The organism is Desulfosporosinus metallidurans (assembly GCF_001936615.1).
Lineage (GTDB): Bacteria > Bacillota > Desulfitobacteriia > Desulfitobacteriales > Desulfitobacteriaceae > Desulfosporosinus > Desulfosporosinus metallidurans.
On record NZ_MLBF01000003.1, the window covers coordinates 159,805 to 176,445 of the forward strand.

The following is a 16,641-nucleotide window of genomic DNA, read 5'->3' on the forward strand; positions in this document are numbered from 1 at the left end:
TATTAATAAAATAAACTTTTAAGGCCTTAACATATGCCACAAATAGAACCAATCTGCAAAGTGAAAAGAAACCCAAACCAATAGCATACCAGCCAATATACCGGGCACCCAGAAGAATGGGAGGTAATGCCCTCCAACGCGCCGGATATCACGAATGCGAATGGGCAGAAACAAACTCACAAGAACTATATAACCGAGAATTGGAATATAGATCGGAACCCCCCAGGGCAACAAAGCCCACCCAATTGCAATAATTACAGCAAAGAGATAGCGCCTTTCCAACCAATAAACAAGTCCGACCGCATCTGGGGCATCCGGCATATGTGGAGCTACCACACCAACCTGAAGCAACCGAATAAGCATGAACAGAACACCCAACATCATCCAGATTAACCAGGGGGACTGCGCCTGTATCAATTCAATCCCGGGCCATAGATACGAGAACCAGGGGCTAAAATGGATTGGGATGCGGAAGATTCCGGAAGTAATCAACCCAGCCAGCATTCCTTCGCGGGCCAATACGAACAACCCATCCCAGAACCATGCCCTACGTACTTGGCGTTTTGGTTTTCTGGCACAAATTTCTTTGTAACGCCAGGTTACCGACCGAATATTCATCCAAAACAGGAAAATCATGAGCGAAGCCCACGTCCTGGCAACCATCGGTTCCTTGAGCCAACTAACCTTTGAGGGTAAAGGGTTCTCGACTGTCACTTGCCCCCATGCTCCTTGAATCTTGTTTCCCTGAATATAAAGTGACTGCTCTGGTGAGAGTCCCGTGAGAACCGCAGGAGATGTACTAAGGGCAAAAGCCAAATCGGGTTGAACCTCTTTTTTAGACTGCTGGAAATATGTTTGGGCCAAGGGGTCCGTATCTAACCCCTTGCCCACAGTCCAAGCCCACAACGAGGGGTGTAGCATTTTCTCGCCGACAATTTTTTGAAAAGCTTCCGGTTGAGGAAGTCGGCTGGAAGGGATCAACTCAACGGGTAATTCAGCCCATAAACCCATACCCACTCGATCTGCAGCTTGTAACCAGAGTTCATCAGGGATTTGTCCAATAAAATAGATTAGGTTTATCCCCTTTTTCCGTTTCGATTGTAACCAAGATTCCAACTGTCCATCATGTCGGAGCCGATATTCCTCTTGCGGGGTTAAAGCCTCCCCATGGATTGGGATCACTTGATCATTCAAGACCCACTTCCCAGCTGTTAGAGCGATTGATCGGAGACCCAAGGGCAGTGCTAACTCATCAAGGTCCCCCTTACTATTTGTCACCGTTAAGTTAAGCTGATAGAGAAAAGGGGTTTGCATTGTCCAACGCCGAGCATCTGGAACAGAAAAGGTCAACGTCACAGGTTGACGATCTGAATCTTCCTGAGCTTGTACCGTAAGGGTTTGTTCAGCTACCCCAGATGAACCATCAGAGAGCATACCATAGACTGTCCATGGTCCCTCCTGCGAAAAACCGTGATGCATCAAATTTGTCTTGACCGTTACCTGCGCAGTCGTCTCATTCCAAGCAACATTCACTTGTGGTAGAGCTAATGTCGTTTCCACCACCGCTTCTAATCGAATTTCACCCGTAATATACCCCGATGTCGGCCAAGCGGACCCCAAAAACATGGCACGTTGTCCTGCACTCCCAGCCAGTTCAACCACCAAAATGTTATCCTCTCCATAGCGAAACGCCTTGGCTGGAATCTCTAGTCCGTCTGTACCACCGCTTCCTTCGAATTCACCGACTTTCTGACTGCTTCCGATCCCATTCAAGTAAACATTCGCATGCCCTAACACTCCATTAAATGTAAGCAGCATGGTCCTAGAACTCCATTCTCCCGGGACCCGTATCCGTTTAGCAACCACTGTAAATCTCTCACTTGAAGGGAGGCTCAACGACCGCCCTCTTGTTAAAAAGGATTGATCATTTTTCCCTTGAGCGCGTTCAGATTCCGTTGTCCAAGCCTGGCGCAGTGAAGAGAACTGATCCCAGCTTCCATTCAAATTCTTGGTGAACCGTGTCGTGCTGATCACGCTCTGTCCAGCTTGAAGAGACTCTCCTGAAGGGGTCTGCCAGTACCACCAAAGTGCTCCTATTGTTACTATAAATAATGCAATAATGATCATTAACCGACGATTGAACATAAGACGGCCCCTCTTTATTTATCAGACTTCCATGTCCCTTTGGACAAAAATGGATCATGAAAATTGCTGTTTTTCAAATTAAAACTTTATAGATATATTCGTGATAGAATTTGAAAATCCTTGCAGTTCATATAGAAAACTTGGCTAGCGCCCACGAAGACACTGTCTTCGCACGGATTAGCCCTTCTTGCAGACACTGTCTTCGCACGAGTTAGTCTTCTTGCAGCCTTAGCGAAGGCGGTCGCCTTAGTTGCACTTATGCCACCCGAAATTTATACTTTCTGTTTGGTATAAAAAAACCCACTGGGAACTGGCGCCTAGAACCAAGTTACCCAATGGGCGTTACCTAAAATTACTTTCTAATTCAAGGGTTCATCATTTTGGCACTCTGGGCAAATTCCGTAAAATTCCATGCGATGCCCCATTATTAAGAACCCCGATTTTTCCGTCACTTCTTGATCTAAATCAAGGAGTGGGCGATGGAAATCGGCCACTTTACCACACTTTGAACATACAATATGATAGTGGTTCTGAGGGTTTCCATCGAAACGGCTAGACATATCTCCATATGACAACTCCAGAAGATGCCCATGCTCTTTTAGCATCTTAAGAGTATTATAAATCGTCCCCAGACTCACTCCAGGAAATTTTGCCTTTACATGGTGATAAATTTCATCTGCCGTGGGATGAGACTCAGTTTCCAGCAGGAATTCCAAGATTGCCTGCCTCTGCGGTGTAAAACGAACGCCTTTATCCTTTAATTGTTTAAGAATTCCAATTGCATCCATGTCCGCATCCCTTTCATCGTCTGTATTTAAACTAATTGTTAATTAGATTTTAAATTAAAATACGAAATTAGTCAACACTGAAAAACGAAAGATGATTATTTTCCTCTTTTTTGACGTTATAACAACTATCTTCATTCATCTGTGGTACTGACCAGCCGTTGGATTGGTACTAAAAAAGGAGAGTTTAAACTCTCCTTTTTTACGAGCATATCAAGTTAATTGATTACGCTGGATTTGGTGCTTCAACTGGGCAAACACTAGCGCATGAACCGCAATCGATACAAAGTTCTGCATCGATAACGTATCGATCGTCCCCTTCGCTAATTGCAGAAACTGTGCATTCCCCTTCGCAGGCACCACAACTAATGCATTCCGAGTTAATAACATATGCCATGTAAAACATCCCCTTTTCTCCAAACTTCGGAATCAATATACCAAAGCTACAGAGAAAAGGCAAGCAAATCATTAGAAATCCCGTTCTGGTCGATATGGAACTTGATAAAGTCGACGCAGACAATGTGAGCAATAAGGCAAAACGCGATTACTCACATGGTTTCGTCGAAAAATAATGTGGTCTAAATCTTCATGTTCAAAACCACAAGCACGACATTTTTCTAGCATTAGCTTCCCCCCATACTTTGTGTGTTTCTGTACAAATAATTTACACTTATAGTATGCTCACTTGGGCCGGAAAATAAACACAATCTATTTTAGAATTGCTTGCTCAAAATCTGAGTTAAGTGACCCAGAGTGTAGCATTCATACATTTGGCAAGATGGAAGAAATGCTTTAACATAGGGGGTCTCCTGCCAACGGCGCTCAGGAAGTGTATTCAACCAGAGCACCTGGCGGACATGGCGATGGATTTCACTCAATAAGGCTGCAGCCTTTTCTCCTTCCAGAGTCTGAGCATCACTGACGATGAGCAAAAGAGTTTGTTTGGAAAGAGTATCGGGAAACTTCTTTTGCATGCCCTCCAAGGCATTCGCTAAATTAGTCCCTCCCCCCCATTCTTTTCCCGTCACTAGGAGGGCTTCTTTAACCATTGCTTCGAAGGTTTGCCCTTTCTTAAACTTCCCGTTTAACGGAATAAGAGTTTCCCCAAAGGCAAAGGTTTTAATCCCGCTGACAACGGCAGAAAGTCCATAGACAAATTGCCAGATAAACTCCGTGTATTTGAGCATAGACCCTGAAATATCGCAAAGCAAGATAACTTTAGGACGTCCTTTGCGGCGGCTACGATAGCTTCGCTCCACGAGCACCCCACCATAGCGTAAATTTCTTCGTAATGTCGAGCGCATATCCAAGCCACCCCGCCTGCGATCAGCTCGGTAGCGCCGCGTCACTTGACTTGCAAGTCGTTGACTGAGGCGACGAATCAAGCGTATGACCTCCGGCCATTCTTCATGAGAAATCTTCTTTAAATCCCGACCTAAGACCTCAACTTCCCTCTCGCGAAGTGCGCGTTCCACTTCAGAGAAAACACCATCAGTGGACCCGGGAGATAGAATCGGATCATCTTCGTTTAACTTCTTACGCCAATACTCTAGAGACCCACGGAGAACTCGTTCAACCATAGGTTGATAAGAACGATCCACAGGAACTCCGCTTCTAGTCCCATTGGACGACTTTTCCAAAAAATCGCGTAACCGTTGTTTGTCCTCCTCCGGGAGACTGGCATAAACAGCTCGCTGTTCTTCAGTAATATCCAACTCGTTTTCCTGAAAGCGCAGATCCTGGCGTGTACGTTCCATCTGTTCATTCCATTGGGTCGCTTTCTGGGCTACCTCCTTCTGCCACGCCTCTTTTTGTTCTAGTGTCGCAAAATATGCTCGAAAGGCTTCTTTGAACGCAGATACGTGTTGAATGTCTTTAACTAATGTCGCCTGCAGAACACCCTCAACCCTATCTCTGTCCACCAAACCAATCAGAGAAATTCCTTCCATCGCATCAGAAATTTCGGAAGGGCTGACTTTAAGGCCGACCGTCCTCAACAATTGAACAAATTCTATGATGTGTCGATCTAATTCACTTACTCTCGTTTCATTGTTGTTTTCCATGGACATGCCTTTCTCCCTGTCCCACTTTGCTTGACTCAAAAAGCAAACGTTCTGCCCCCATCTCCCGATAGAAAAGTTCTACATCATCCTGACTCTTTAACAGCAAAGTCAATGTCGCCTCGACCCAAGCCGGATCTAAGCCAGTCTTCCCCATCACGAGCAACGCCTTGGCCCAGTCCATCGTCTCTGATACGGAAGGAATTTTGTTCAAAGCGAGACGTTCCCTAAGCACGTTAACCGCTCGTGCCACTTCTAACGCTAATCGTTCCGGCAAATCTGGAATTTTGGCTCGAAGAATGCGGACTTCTTTATTGACAGAAGGCGGCTCCACATGAAGGAAAACACATCGTCTCTTTAACCCATCCGAAAGCTCCCGTTCGCCATTGGACGTTAAAACTACAATCGGGCGCTCTTTGGCCTTGATCGCCCCCATCTCGGGAATAGTCACTTGAAACTCCCCTAAAAATTCAAAAAGAAAAGCCTCAAATTCCGCATCCGTCTTATCGATTTCGTCAATTAACAACACTGTCCGTTCTGCACTCATCAGGGCCTGTAACAAAGGACGGGGTAGCAAATAGTCTGTAGAAAAAAGGTCTTCCTCCTGCAGATGCTCCCGTCCCATTTGAATCTTCAAAAGTTGACGTTGATAGTTCCATTCGTAGAGTGCTTTCGTCTCATCTAGCCCTTCATAACACTGCAAGCGGATCAGAGGGGCGCCAAAACTTTGACTTAACACCTTGGCAATTTCCGTCTTGCCCACCCCTGCTGGTCCAGAGACCAAAAGTGGTTTGCCTAACTCAGTTGCTAAATATGCAGTTAGCGCGATCCGATCATCCCGCTCCGTAATATAGCCGCTTACTTCTAAATCATGTTCAAACTGATCTAGCGTCATCCGGTTAGCCATCTAACTCCTCCTCCATTTTACCTGTCAGAAAGAAACTTTCCTAGAAATACGTGCAACTAAAAGAACGGCACACGAGGTGTCTTGTATCTTATTCACCTTCTGGTCTCCGGCCTCCGGCCTCTGACCTCAGACTTCTGTGTTCGCATACTTCTTGGTAGACAGATTCATACCCTATCACCGCGCGCTCAACTGGGAATGTTTCTCGTGCCCATTTCACAGCTTGTTCAGAAAAGGCCTTGTACCGCAGGTCATTGGTCAATAATTTCAACACTGCCTCACTCATTCCTTCGACATCCCCGACGTCCGCCAAATACCCTGTCTTTCCGTGTTGAACCACTTCAGGTAGTCCTCCAACCCGGCTGGCAACCACTGGAACCCCACAAGCCATCGCCTCAAGAGCCACTAGGCCAAAGCTTTCCTGTTCCGAAGGAAGAATAAAGACATCTACCATCTGTAAAATCTCTTGAACGCTCTCCTGTTTTCCCAGAAACTGAACTTTTCCCTCCAGGCCGAGCCGTAACACCTCCCGTTCAACCCGGTTCATCTCCGGCCCATCTCCGACCAATAAAAGCCTACAGGACACGACTTTCTCCACCCGAGCAAAGATATTGACAACATCCACAACCCTTTTTACTTCCCGGAAATTAGAAATATGAGCCAATAGTTTTTCTCCCTGAGGAGCAAAATATTTCCTGCATCGTCGCAACAATCCTTCCGTTGGAAAGTAAACTTTAGGATCAATGAAATTTGGGATAACTTCAATCCCTTGATCCACGGTCCCAAAGGTCTCTACAGTTTCTCTTGCCAACGCATGGGAAACAGCTGTAATACGATCACTAACCCGCAGTGCCAAACGAGTTAACTGAAAAAACTCTTCATGCGCACCCACCAAAGTGACATCTGTCCCATGCAGCGTCGTCACCAATGGAAGCGTCCTAGTCATCATTTGTTTGGCCAAATACGCACTAATACTGTGGGGAATTGCATAATGGGCATGTATGACATCCAACCCGACATAATTCGCTACTTCGACGATTTTATTGGCAAGTAACAATGTATAGGGCGCTGTTTTAAACAATGGATAACTTACATCCGTTACCTCATGAAAAAATAGTTGCTCATGAAATCGATGTAAGCGAAAGGGTCGAGACGAGGAAATAAAATGCACTTCATGCCCTCTCTCGCCCAATGCATACCCTAGCTCGGTTGCGACAACCCCGCTCCCCCCATAGCTCGGGTAACAAACCATTCCGATTTTCATCTATTCGCACCCTCTTTAATCTAGATATTCCAAAGATCGTGGATGCCAACTGGCCACCAGCACCAATTTCTGCATCGTCCGGATGGGCCCCAAAGACCATGACATCATAACTCCAATTCTGCACACGTTTCACCTTCTTCTAAGAGTGCCAGCCAAAGGCTAACGTTCAGAGAGAAAGCTCCTCAAATCCAATCGGCATTGCGTCTTGAATTGCCTCCCCAATAATTTTTTGAATATCATTGACGATGCGTGAAACTTCAAATTCGGCCTCCAGATATTCCCTTGCCGTTGGGTTTATACTTACTAAACTATATAATCGTTCAAGCTCTTGCTGCTTTTCTTCGCTAATCTCATGTTCCATCATTTGTGCCTCGCGAATCTCCCATTGTTTCAGTTGAAACTCGCGGACCATCTTGTGATTATTAGTATCACTCATTACTTTTTCTTTGGACTTATTAAACTGTTTGAATTCGTCTGATTCCTTTAATGTACGTGCCAATTCATGGGCCAAGTCATTAGCAACCATATCCTTTATCTCTCCTCTGTCCCTAACCTATCTCTAATTATTGTTTCATTATATAAAATTTTACGTCGTCAGACAAATCACCGCACTCCAAACTTAGATGGGCTGCAAGGGATTAACCATCCTTTCCAACAGATCAAAAGCCTGTAACCGACTAAAACACAGCAAATCATTCCATTGCTCTCGACTAACAGTCCAAGGGCAATGAACAGCTAGGCGACTGGCAAATCCCAGGGGACTTCCGCCATATATTTTTTCCAATCGACGTTGCGCTAGGCTTATCGGCCCTGGAGCATGGGCATTACATGCAATCGGTTCTAAGCAAAGTACCGGCTTACACTCATACGTCACCAGCAAACTAAATTTCGCAAGCTGTTTTATGGCAACTTTCTCTTGCTGAATGGACCCTTCTAATAGAACAGGATCCGGCTTCATAATCCCGCCTAGCTTCCGCCAGAAGTTTCTGTCGGAAGAACTAGCACTGGTGACGCAAACTCCAACAGCCCCCATTTGACAGGCGAAACGTACCACAAAACGAGCAAAATCACATTCAACATTACCCTTTAACGCTAATCCGTCCAAAAGAACAAGCCGCTCAGAGCTGCATAACGTGAGTTCTCCAATTCCCGCTTCCCCCAATTGAAGCACATGATACCCCGGCAACATGCGGATCTTTGGATTTAACCCAGTCCCTTTTTCCGTTAAAAAGGCTCCCAAGGCTAATGCCCAATCCTCAAGGCCATCTTCATTCCATTCTGCACGAGGAGAAAGTTCGATTTCAATCCAAGGCATGAGCATATCTCCTTCACAAACCGACTCACACTTTTTAATTAGTGTTTCACCGGAGTGTAAAGTCTATCCCAAGTCTCAGCGCAACTGTTCTAACAGAGTCCAACGCCGCTTCCTAAAGTCATAAAACAACAACCAGATAATCTGAAAATCAGAAGGAGGCACAACAATTCTTGATGCATAAGCCTTAAAATCGTACATATGGAAAACAGGCGAAACTACTCTAATTAAGAGGGCAAGGGGATACTCGTGATTATATCCTTTAGCTTTCTCGCTCTTTTGTTGCAACAAAGCATTCAGACGTCGAATATATTCCTCAATGTATTCCGGGGGATGACCCTGTTCACGAGACCGTCCGAAAACCAAACGTGCTTCCTCTGAATCGTAAAAAAGGTGCGTTACCTCAACACCCAGGAGTGTACCATCCAGCTTGTTTTCAATCACAATATCTGGTCGATCCGCATGCTTTAAGATTTCATAGTTCGTCCCCTGTTGGAGATTTAATGTTTCTACTAACGCCAGAGCAGCACTTTCTTCAATGAGCCATTTTTCGTCGAGCAAATCTGACAAAGCACGTCCCCCCTAATCCAATGGATAGCTTACTTTGTCTAGGCTTGCAAATCCGACGACCGAACGGACCCCGATCTGACGCAACAACTGACGTGCTTCATCAATATCCCTACCAACAACCGCTGCACAATGGGCATCTGAACCGAATGTAAAATTAATCCCCCGCCGCTGAATTTCCTCCATCAATCGTTGCTCCGGATAAAATTCTTGAACCGGCTTATACCTACCATTTGTGTTTACTTCCAAAACTAAGCCATGCTCAGCAACACTAGTCAAAGCCTCATCAGCAAGGACTAAGATGTCTGTGCTTGGCCGAACCCCAAAAACTTTGATAAGATCAAAATGTCCGATTGTCGTAAATAAACCACTTCTCGCGGCCCGCGTCACCACGTCAAAATACCCGCTGTACAACTCATCTGCTTCTTTCTTCCGATGCATATATTCCTCTTCTGGAATATCAAAAATCCATCCGTCAATCTCGTGAATTGAACCAATGACGAAATCGAACGGAAACTGTTCAAGTAAGTGTCTGATTCTTCCTTCTTCATTCGGACGATATTCCGCCTCTAAACCGATTCGTACGGCTAGATGAGGATAGTCTTCTGCAACTTCCCGGATCAAAGGAAAGTTCATTTGATCCCAATAATAGTCATGATCAGCGAACCCAATTTCTTTTAATTTCCGCTTAGATGCTTCATCCAAAAAAGCTCGAATGTTTTCCCGGTTTGCTTCCCGATCGTTATGCCCGAGAAGATGAACATGCAAATCTAACATCTCTAATTAATTCCTCCCTACTGAAACAAGGGGACAGGTTCCCCGTTTACACCTTATGAATTTGTGTCCTGAGGCGCACCTGTTCGCACAACCCCACTGAAGTCTCGATGTTCAGCTTTAGCTAAAACGAGTACACTGCTGTTAATATGAGGATGCGCTCGTGTAGAACCGTCTTTTTGTGCTAGCGTTCACCACTCGGCGGGTCAAATCAAAGAGTTTGTACACCCGTTTCGATGAGCAGATAAGGATGTGTATCAAGGTCAGACAATGCCGTTTTCGTGGTCGGTGCAGCCAAATCAGCAAAGAAATTGCCCGTTAATTTTACATCCGTTCGTCCTACGATTTGGCCCTTCACTATACGCAAACTGTGGGGTGCACTGAGAGAGTACGACCCTGAGACCGCATCTTGTGTATGTAATCCTAGCACAGATAAAATGAGAACCCCATCATCCACACCCTGTAAAGCATCCAGCCAGGGCACCTCAGCCTGATGCTTGAGGTAAAGTCCCGCCGTCCCTTGCGAAAGAGCTGTAGGTTTGGCTCCCCAGCGCACCGCATCTTTAACCCGCAGAAAAGGAGTCTGAAGTTGTCCGTCGCGCACCAACATGGTGCGGTCCGCAGGTACTCCCTCAGACGTAACCAGATACGACCCCAATTCTAAGGGACGAAGTGGGTCAATAGTCAAGGAGAATTGCGGGTGAAATACCCTAGTGTGCTCAAGAAAACTCTCCTTGGAAAAGGCACCCTGCCCTTCGATCACCCGACTTCCAGAAAAATTCGGTAAAATAAACTGGCCTAACATTTCCTCCGTCATCGAAGGGGAAAAGATCACTTGAGTATGGGGGCCCACCGGCGAAGCTTCTTTCTTCAATTCCTCATACCGCTCCATGGTAAGGGACCATAAACCCAACTCTTCTTCCGGCCGAATAAGCCTCCGTTTGGCAAACCCGCTTCCAATCAAACTATCTAACGAAAACCACGATACAAATTGAGATTGTTGGTATGTAACGGCTAGTCCTGTCGAAGTTCTAACATGCTTGTAGCCCCATGCCGCTTGGATGCTTCCCGTCATCTTAGCTTTTGAGGGTTTATCTGTCAACCAACGCTTGACTTGATCAAATAAAACCTTATCATCCCCTTCGATAATTTTTTGTATTATCCGATCCTCAACGGCTACAAGTGGCAATGATTCTGGAAGAGGAATATGCGCCCCATCGGGGTCTTCATAGGAAGCATGCCTCCACTGTTCTAATTCACGCTGCCAATACCCCAAATCGTTGGTGCTTGCCAACTGAACCATAGACTGACTGCATTTTCCATCTGCCCAAACTAGAAATACCTCGCCGCTTTCGCCCTGACGATAACTTGGTGGAGTATAGACACCCCCCGGCGAATTATCCTTTATACCAAGAGACACCGCCTCTGATTCATGAACCAGAATTCGCCAGGCAGATAACCGCAGTTCTTCTTTTTTGGGGGCATGCTGAGACTGGTAGAGAAGATCCTCTAATTGTGCGACAAGTTTCATCCGCGTTCTCCTCCCAAACTGACTTGTTGATCGGCGTCCATTAACAGGTAACGATGGCTTCCACCGCTTGACGGAACAGATTGTCCACCTTTTCCGCAAGTTCCTATGGCATCGTAACACCCCTCACCGAGTCCCCCACGAATCGCTTCTAAAGCGGAGAGAATTTTCCCACTAAAAATTGAAGGCTGATAAATTGGCAAATTCGGATCAGATGCATCGATAATTCCGTCACATTGAAAGACAAAATCTCCTGTTTTAGGATTAACTTGACCACCACGATACCCCAAAAGAAGCAGATTTTTCTCCCCCTCACGTAGCTCGCCGTGTTTTAAGAGGGTTTCACGCACAGTTTTCACTTCATCCATCAGATGCTCCGCTGGAGATAGAGGAAGCATGCGGTCAACAAGTAAGCGAATATTGCTCATTCGAGGCAAGGGAATATTTCCATAATTCTCCGCCCGCCCGGCTCCAGTCACAGGCATTCCTGCTTCACCCGCCGAGAAAATATCCCCCAAACCCGCTTCCAATATCCCATCCCGCACAATAGTTACAGTTTCTCTGAGAAGTCCATTGGCTGAATAAGGTTGATATGCCCAGTCACCGACGAGGGGACCATCAATAATATTGACACCCTGCCTAGCCACTCGCAGGCCTTTACGCAGTTTTCCTTCTTCACCCAGTACGGACTCATTCATATGATCCGACTCTACGGCATGCCCAAAGGCCTCGTGCGCCAGCCCCTTCGCTAGCCCATAATCGATGATGAGAGGGTAATGACCGCTCGGCAACTGGGGCGCATCACAGACAGCTTTAGCAAATTCTGCCCGGTCCACCGCTTTTCTCTCTAAGGCATGATCCGCTAACTCTTCAAAAAGCACGGTGGCGTCCATCCCACTGCGATGAATCAAAGTGCTCTGAGCCTTACCCTGATCCCGCACCGTACCTTGATGCATCAATACCGCTCTGGGAACAACATACGACACCAGTGTCCCATCTGTGCGTCCAATACACCACACCTCTTCAACTTGACGATAACTCGTTTGCCAGACTCCCTCTGGATAAACACCACGTAGACTGGAGTGCAAGGTCATTACCATCTCCTCAATTTCCACCAAGGGAATTTCTCCGAAAACCTTTTGGGCAGGACTTACCCCCTCCTCTTGCAGCAGTGGGGCCTCCCAAATCCGACGATTCTGTTTCGTCCCAATCCCTTCATTCCTACGAGCTAACCGTATAGCCTTTTCAACCAGTCTACGCCCGACCCCTTCCTCTATAACGTCAGATGTGGCAAATCCCGAAGTCCCGTCCTTCGTAAAAGCCTGAACGCCCAGACCACTATCCCCGCCTGTTGACACCCGTTCAAATTTTCCGTTACTTAAACGCATACCCCACTCCCTACGGGACTGAGCCCTTACGACGATATAACCCTCAAAATCCTGGGCCTCCGCCAACACAAGGCGGACTAACGCCTGAATTTCCTTCTGTTCCACAATAACCCTCCTTGTACTCGACAATGCAATATGGCTATTATACCACGAGGAGAATAAACCTAACACGTCGTTGAGATCTCAAATCCTTGCCTGTATTATCTCAAGCCTTGGCCGAAGGATATTAGAAAAAAATATCCCGAGGCTTGTATAAATAGGAAAGCCACGGGACACAATTTAAATAGTTTAATAGTCATTACTTTTTTACATTCCCCACTCCTCTCTTTACTTCACTTGCGACGAATAAATCGTCGCAAGCTTTTTTAGTTTAGGTGTGTTATTTCAAGCTGTTTGACCATCAGCTTTCGTTCCTCGGCAAATCCAAACTTCTCATAAAGATGGAGTGCTCTAAGATTATGACTGCTCACAGCTAGGCCAAGATATGGAATTTCTTGCTCTCGACAATAGTCTTCTACTGCACTAAGCAACATTCGACCAACCCCTTTACCCCTCCACACTGGGACCACTCCGAAATCCATAATCCATCCTTGATTTACACCTGTTAACTCTTCCCTTAATGATGGATGAAGAACCAAATACCCAATCGGTTGACTTTTTCCCTTTACTGAACTAGAATTTTCCCCCTCGACTGGTGCCTCCGCGATAAAGACAACGGATCCAGACTGCTGAATCCAAGTCCAAAACCCTTTAAGAATACCCTCTCTGTATTTAAGGGTTTCTTCCATTGGCTGTTTACGCCACGGCGAAATACTATCTGGAATACCAATCTTCCCAAGGGCATACATAAAAGGCCAATCACGAACATCCCCTTGACGTACTTGCATAAAATCACCTCTTAGGCTAACTTATGCCAGCACCAGTCATGTCGCTTTTAACCGCAAATAATATTTTTCAGAGCACTAAATCAACAGTGTTCTTTTTTCATATCTAAGGCACTATGTATTCAACATTAATACTGAAGAGGGAATTGCGTCAATGATCGAGATAATGCAAGTCCGAGAACCGTCCCCAACTTGCACGACTTCCTCCAGAAAGAAGGTGAACCCACTGTATTTATTCAGCCTAGTCTTCGGCCTCGGCCTCCTTCTTTGGGGGATGCGAACACTGCGCCAAGGACTTCAGTCGTTTGCCGGTCATCGTCTCCAACAAATACTCCTTAGGATGACCGAGACACCATGGCGAGGATTTTGGAGTGGGTCAATATCAACCGCCCTGCTCCAATCGAGTACCGCCCTAACCGTAATGGCCGTGTCTTTCGTAGATGCCGATCTACTCCCCTTTGGAAATGCTCTTGCCCTCATCTTAGGGAGTAATATCGGAACCACGTTGACTACCCAACTTCTCGCTTTTCCCCTGGAGCAGATAACCCCTTACCTTATGCTTCTCGGCTCCCTTGGATATCTCCTTATACCAAATCGAGGGAGATTTCTCTCGCTGTCTCTCTTCAGTCTTGGCATGCTATTTTTTGCACTAAGTTTACTGAAAGCAGGTATGGCCCCGCTCGCTGATCTTCCAGCAATCCAACATTTTCTAAGACAACTGGGAGACAACCATCTCCAAGGGGTCATCGCTGGGACAGTGCTATCGGCCCTACTTCATTCTTCCAGCGCCACAACGGGCATTGTCATGCTGCTCACCGAAGACGGATGGTTAACTCTCCCAACTGCGCTCGCCTTCATCTTTGGTGCTAACATTGGCACTTGTTTCACCGCCGTATTGGCAGCTCTAGCATCTTCACGGGCTGCACAGCGTGTAGCTCTGTTCCATGTTTTACTGAATGTCTTTGGAGTCCTACTCTTCTTACCCTTTGTCGGACCACTGGCTTCTGGACTCACAATCATGGGGGGAAGTCTATCGAGACAGGTCGCTAACGCCCATACCCTCTTTAATGTCTTATCCTCCCTATTGGCCTTTCCGCTTTTACCTTGGGCAACACGGTTCCTTAAGAAAATCCTTCCATAAAAGACACTCTCTAAAAAGCACTCCCACAGCCCATTCTTAGGCTTTTCCCTTTACCCCAAACGTTTCTTCAATTAAATCACAAATTCCTGAGGCATCATCCAACCCAAAGCAGGGAATTCCGTTATCAAACGAGACATCACTCGCAATAGCCATGAGTTCCTCCGGCTTGGAGAAAAGTCCCTGATGTACAGCCGAGCGAAACACCTCAATCTTTGGTTTGTTCCCATGCTTATATCCTTCGGTGAAAATAACATCGACATCCCGAATTCGGGCGAGAACCTCATCAAGTGGCTGATCATCAGCCACCTTCTCTAAGATGGCAATCTTTTGGGGTGAGCTAATGGCAACAACATCCGCACCCGCTTGGGTATGGCGCCACGTGTCTTTGCCCGGTTGATCCATCTCGAAGCCATGGACATCATGTTTGAGAGTCGCCACCCTCCAGTTGCGGTGTTTGGCTTCTCGAATAATTTTCTCTAAGAGCGTGGTCTTTCCAGAATTCGACTTACCACCCACAATTGAAATGACGGGAATTTGGGACCGTTCATCGTTTTCATTCATCTTAATGCTCCCAGTCTGCAATCCAACTTGCCATCAGGAGCTCTCCAGGTTCTACCGACCCATGGTTCGCTGGTACATCCACCAGAAGATGGCTACCGATCATAGAGCGAAGAATTCCCGATCCTTGAGCCAGTGCAGGATCTGCCCAAATTTCCCCATCTTTGAACACCGCCTGAGCGCGCAAAAAGCGTCGTTGTTTCCCTGTCTTGCCAAAACCTTGGGCCATTTTAACCAAAAATCTCTCGTCTTCGATTGTGGAGCGTCCCGCTAATTTACGGAGTGCCGGTCGAACCAAGAGTTCAAACGTAACCATAGCCGCCGCAGGATTTCCTGAAAGAGAGAAAAAGAACTGCTTTCCTTTTTGCCCCACTGAAGCCGGAGTCCCCGGTTTGAGGTTTAATTTCCAGAACAACATTTCACACTCAAACTGGGTAAGCGCATGACGCATGACATCATAATCTCCCACAGATGCTCCACCCGTCGAAATAACGACATCGGCGTCCGCAACTCTGCGCAAAGCCATCAGCGTCTTATCAATTTGATCCGCGACAATAGGAATCACCAGAACCTCGCAACCCGCTTCCTGGAGCATTCCTCGCAGTGTATAACTATTACTGTTATAAATCTTAGAAGGGTGCAAAGGTTGCCCCACATCCATCAGTTCAGTTCCAGTAGAGAGTAATCCCACCCGAGGACGGCGGTAGACGTTCACTTGATCTAGACCAACTGCTGCTAAGAGCCCAATCGCAGGAGGGGTTAAATAGAAACCCTGCTCAAGAAGAAGGTCCCCCTCTTTGATTTCCTCACCCTTTGGTATGATATTAGAACCGGATAACACAGGACGCAAAATCGTCACTTCATCCCCGACAGACTCAGTGTCTTCCAGCCGAACCACACAGTTAGCGCCGGGCGGAATGGGTGCGCCTGTAAATATTTTAGCCGCTTCTCCGATGACAATTTCGCGTTCCGAGAATGTTCCCGCGGGTATTTCACTCACAATGTTAAGCAAGAGCGGTTGAGAATCAAACGCCGCAGCACGATAGGCATACCCATCAAGGGGCGAACGCGCAAACGGAGGCATGGCCATTGGAGATGTCACATTCTGTGCTAATACGCGACCATACGCGTCAGAAAGTGAAACGCTCTCTGTTTCGACCGGTTGTATGCGGGTAAGGACTAACTCCTTTGCCTCTTCTAATTCAATCATTACTTTCATACGCTCATACCCATCTCTATTCCTTCCACACTAAGTTATCTTACAAATAACGGTCTCTCCTTAAGGAATCCATCTTTCCTGTTAGTGTAGCTATAATCGTTGTCGTTGTCAA

At 46.5% G+C, this 16,641-nt stretch carries 16 protein-coding genes; 1 reads left to right on the forward strand and 15 read right to left on the reverse strand.

Annotated elements, in window-relative coordinates:
* Positions 1 to 18: 18 nt before the first annotated feature.
* The 13 genes from DSOL_RS03470 to DSOL_RS03530 all read right to left on the reverse strand — a co-directional run bounded on the left by DSOL_RS03470 (position 19) and on the right by DSOL_RS03530 (position 13,614).
* On the reverse strand, positions 19 to 2,145 hold the full coding sequence (locus DSOL_RS03470) for a glycoside hydrolase family 2 protein (protein WP_075363493.1): 2,127 nt from the start codon (positions 2,143 to 2,145) through the stop codon (positions 19 to 21).
* A 359-nt stretch (positions 2,146 to 2,504) separates the two neighbouring features.
* Positions 2,505 to 2,933: a Fur family transcriptional regulator gene (locus DSOL_RS03475; protein ID WP_075363494.1), complete on the reverse strand. Its 429-nt coding sequence runs from the start codon at positions 2,931 to 2,933 to the stop codon at positions 2,505 to 2,507.
* 223 nt (positions 2,934 to 3,156) lie between these two features.
* Positions 3,157 to 3,327, reverse strand: a complete 171-nt coding sequence (locus tag DSOL_RS03480; RefSeq protein ID WP_075363606.1) for a DUF362 domain-containing protein — start codon at positions 3,325 to 3,327, stop codon at positions 3,157 to 3,159.
* Between the two features lie 316 nt (positions 3,328 to 3,643).
* The gene (locus DSOL_RS03485) at positions 3,644 to 4,999 is read right to left on the reverse strand and encodes a vWA domain-containing protein (protein ID WP_083642288.1); all 1,356 of its coding nucleotides are present in this window, start codon (positions 4,997 to 4,999) and stop codon (positions 3,644 to 3,646) included.
* Positions 4,977 to 5,897, reverse strand: a complete 921-nt coding sequence (locus DSOL_RS03490; protein ID WP_075363496.1) for an AAA family ATPase — start codon at positions 5,895 to 5,897, stop codon at positions 4,977 to 4,979. The genes DSOL_RS03485 and DSOL_RS03490 overlap by 23 nt, the downstream gene beginning before the upstream one ends.
* A gap of 88 nt (positions 5,898 to 5,985) precedes the next feature.
* Positions 5,986 to 7,158 carry an N-acetyl-alpha-D-glucosaminyl L-malate synthase BshA gene (gene bshA, locus DSOL_RS03495; RefSeq protein WP_075363497.1) on the reverse strand — a complete coding sequence of 391 codons (1,173 nt, stop codon included), beginning with the start codon at positions 7,156 to 7,158 and terminating at the stop codon, positions 5,986 to 5,988.
* A 166-nt stretch (positions 7,159 to 7,324) separates the two neighbouring features.
* Complete coding sequence (locus tag DSOL_RS03500; RefSeq protein ID WP_075363498.1) at positions 7,325 to 7,684, reverse strand: YlbF/YmcA family competence regulator; 360 nt, start codon at positions 7,682 to 7,684, stop codon at positions 7,325 to 7,327.
* Positions 7,685 to 7,777: 93 nt separating this feature from the next.
* Positions 7,778 to 8,473 (reverse strand): hypothetical protein, encoded by a 696-nt coding sequence (locus DSOL_RS03505; RefSeq protein ID WP_075363499.1) that lies wholly within the window; start codon positions 8,471 to 8,473, stop codon positions 7,778 to 7,780.
* Positions 8,474 to 8,548: 75 nt separating this feature from the next.
* Complete coding sequence (locus DSOL_RS03510; RefSeq protein WP_075363500.1) at positions 8,549 to 9,040, reverse strand: hypothetical protein; 492 nt, start codon at positions 9,038 to 9,040, stop codon at positions 8,549 to 8,551.
* 12 nt (positions 9,041 to 9,052) lie between these two features.
* On the reverse strand, positions 9,053 to 9,814 hold the full coding sequence (locus DSOL_RS03515) for a histidinol-phosphatase HisJ family protein (RefSeq protein WP_075363501.1): 762 nt from the start codon (positions 9,812 to 9,814) through the stop codon (positions 9,053 to 9,055).
* Positions 9,815 to 10,022: 208 nt separating this feature from the next.
* The gene (locus DSOL_RS03520) at positions 10,023 to 11,342 is read right to left on the reverse strand and encodes a metallopeptidase TldD-related protein (protein ID WP_075363502.1); all 1,320 of its coding nucleotides are present in this window, start codon (positions 11,340 to 11,342) and stop codon (positions 10,023 to 10,025) included.
* Positions 11,339 to 12,832, reverse strand: a complete 1,494-nt coding sequence (locus DSOL_RS03525) for a TldD/PmbA family protein (RefSeq protein WP_075363503.1) — start codon at positions 12,830 to 12,832, stop codon at positions 11,339 to 11,341. The genes DSOL_RS03520 and DSOL_RS03525 overlap by 4 nt, the downstream gene beginning before the upstream one ends.
* Positions 12,833 to 13,092: 260 nt before the next feature.
* Positions 13,093 to 13,614 (reverse strand): GNAT family N-acetyltransferase, encoded by a 522-nt coding sequence (locus tag DSOL_RS03530; RefSeq protein WP_075363504.1) that lies wholly within the window; start codon positions 13,612 to 13,614, stop codon positions 13,093 to 13,095.
* 151 nt (positions 13,615 to 13,765) lie between these two features.
* On the opposite strand from DSOL_RS03530, the gene DSOL_RS03535 reads away from it, so the two are divergent.
* Positions 13,766 to 14,752 carry a Na/Pi cotransporter family protein gene (locus DSOL_RS03535; RefSeq protein WP_282433521.1) on the forward strand — a complete coding sequence of 329 codons (987 nt, stop codon included), beginning with the start codon at positions 13,766 to 13,768 and terminating at the stop codon, positions 14,750 to 14,752.
* 36 nt (positions 14,753 to 14,788) lie between these two features.
* On the opposite strand, the gene mobB is transcribed toward DSOL_RS03535, so the two are convergent.
* Together mobB and DSOL_RS03545 are read right to left on the reverse strand one after the other, a co-directional pair.
* Positions 14,789 to 15,313: a molybdopterin-guanine dinucleotide biosynthesis protein B gene (mobB, locus tag DSOL_RS03540; protein ID WP_075363505.1), complete on the reverse strand. Its 525-nt coding sequence runs from the start codon at positions 15,311 to 15,313 to the stop codon at positions 14,789 to 14,791.
* A gap of 1 nt (position 15,314) precedes the next feature.
* Positions 15,315 to 16,529 carry a molybdopterin molybdotransferase MoeA gene (locus DSOL_RS03545; RefSeq protein ID WP_075363506.1) on the reverse strand — a complete coding sequence of 405 codons (1,215 nt, stop codon included), beginning with the start codon at positions 16,527 to 16,529 and terminating at the stop codon, positions 15,315 to 15,317.
* Between the last annotated feature and the right edge of the window lie 112 nt (positions 16,530 to 16,641).

What these genes read in the sequence shown, in the direction of transcription:
- DSOL_RS03470 (WP_075363493.1), bottom strand. Translation starts at nt 2,145, where the DNA reads ATGTTCAATCGTCGGTTAATGATCATTATTGCATTATTTATAGTAACA.
- DSOL_RS03475 (WP_075363494.1), bottom strand. Translation starts at nt 2,933, where the DNA reads ATGGATGCAATTGGAATTCTTAAACAATTAAAGGATAAAGGCGTTCGT.
- DSOL_RS03480 (WP_075363606.1), bottom strand. Translation starts at nt 3,327, where the DNA reads ATGGCATATGTTATTAACTCGGAATGCATTAGTTGTGGTGCCTGCGAA.
- DSOL_RS03485 (WP_083642288.1), bottom strand. Translation starts at nt 4,999, where the DNA reads ATGTCCATGGAAAACAACAATGAAACGAGAGTAAGTGAATTAGATCGA.
- DSOL_RS03490 (WP_075363496.1), bottom strand. Translation starts at nt 5,897, where the DNA reads ATGGCTAACCGGATGACGCTAGATCAGTTTGAACATGATTTAGAAGTA.
- bshA (WP_075363497.1), bottom strand. Translation starts at nt 7,158, where the DNA reads ATGAAAATCGGAATGGTTTGTTACCCGAGCTATGGGGGGAGCGGGGTT.
- DSOL_RS03500 (WP_075363498.1), bottom strand. Translation starts at nt 7,684, where the DNA reads ATGGTTGCTAATGACTTGGCCCATGAATTGGCACGTACATTAAAGGAA.
- DSOL_RS03505 (WP_075363499.1), bottom strand. Translation starts at nt 8,473, where the DNA reads ATGCCTTGGATTGAAATCGAACTTTCTCCTCGTGCAGAATGGAATGAA.
- DSOL_RS03515 (WP_075363501.1), bottom strand. Translation starts at nt 9,814, where the DNA reads ATGTTAGATTTGCATGTTCATCTTCTCGGGCATAACGATCGGGAAGCA.
- DSOL_RS03520 (WP_075363502.1), bottom strand. Translation starts at nt 11,342, where the DNA reads ATGAAACTTGTCGCACAATTAGAGGATCTTCTCTACCAGTCTCAGCAT.
- DSOL_RS03530 (WP_075363504.1), bottom strand. Translation starts at nt 13,614, where the DNA reads ATGCAAGTACGTCAAGGGGATGTTCGTGATTGGCCTTTTATGTATGCC.
- DSOL_RS03535 (WP_282433521.1), top strand. Translation starts at nt 13,766, where the DNA reads ATGATCGAGATAATGCAAGTCCGAGAACCGTCCCCAACTTGCACGACT.
- mobB (WP_075363505.1), bottom strand. Translation starts at nt 15,313, where the DNA reads ATGAATGAAAACGATGAACGGTCCCAAATTCCCGTCATTTCAATTGTG.
- DSOL_RS03545 (WP_075363506.1), bottom strand. Translation starts at nt 16,529, where the DNA reads ATGAAAGTAATGATTGAATTAGAAGAGGCAAAGGAGTTAGTCCTTACC.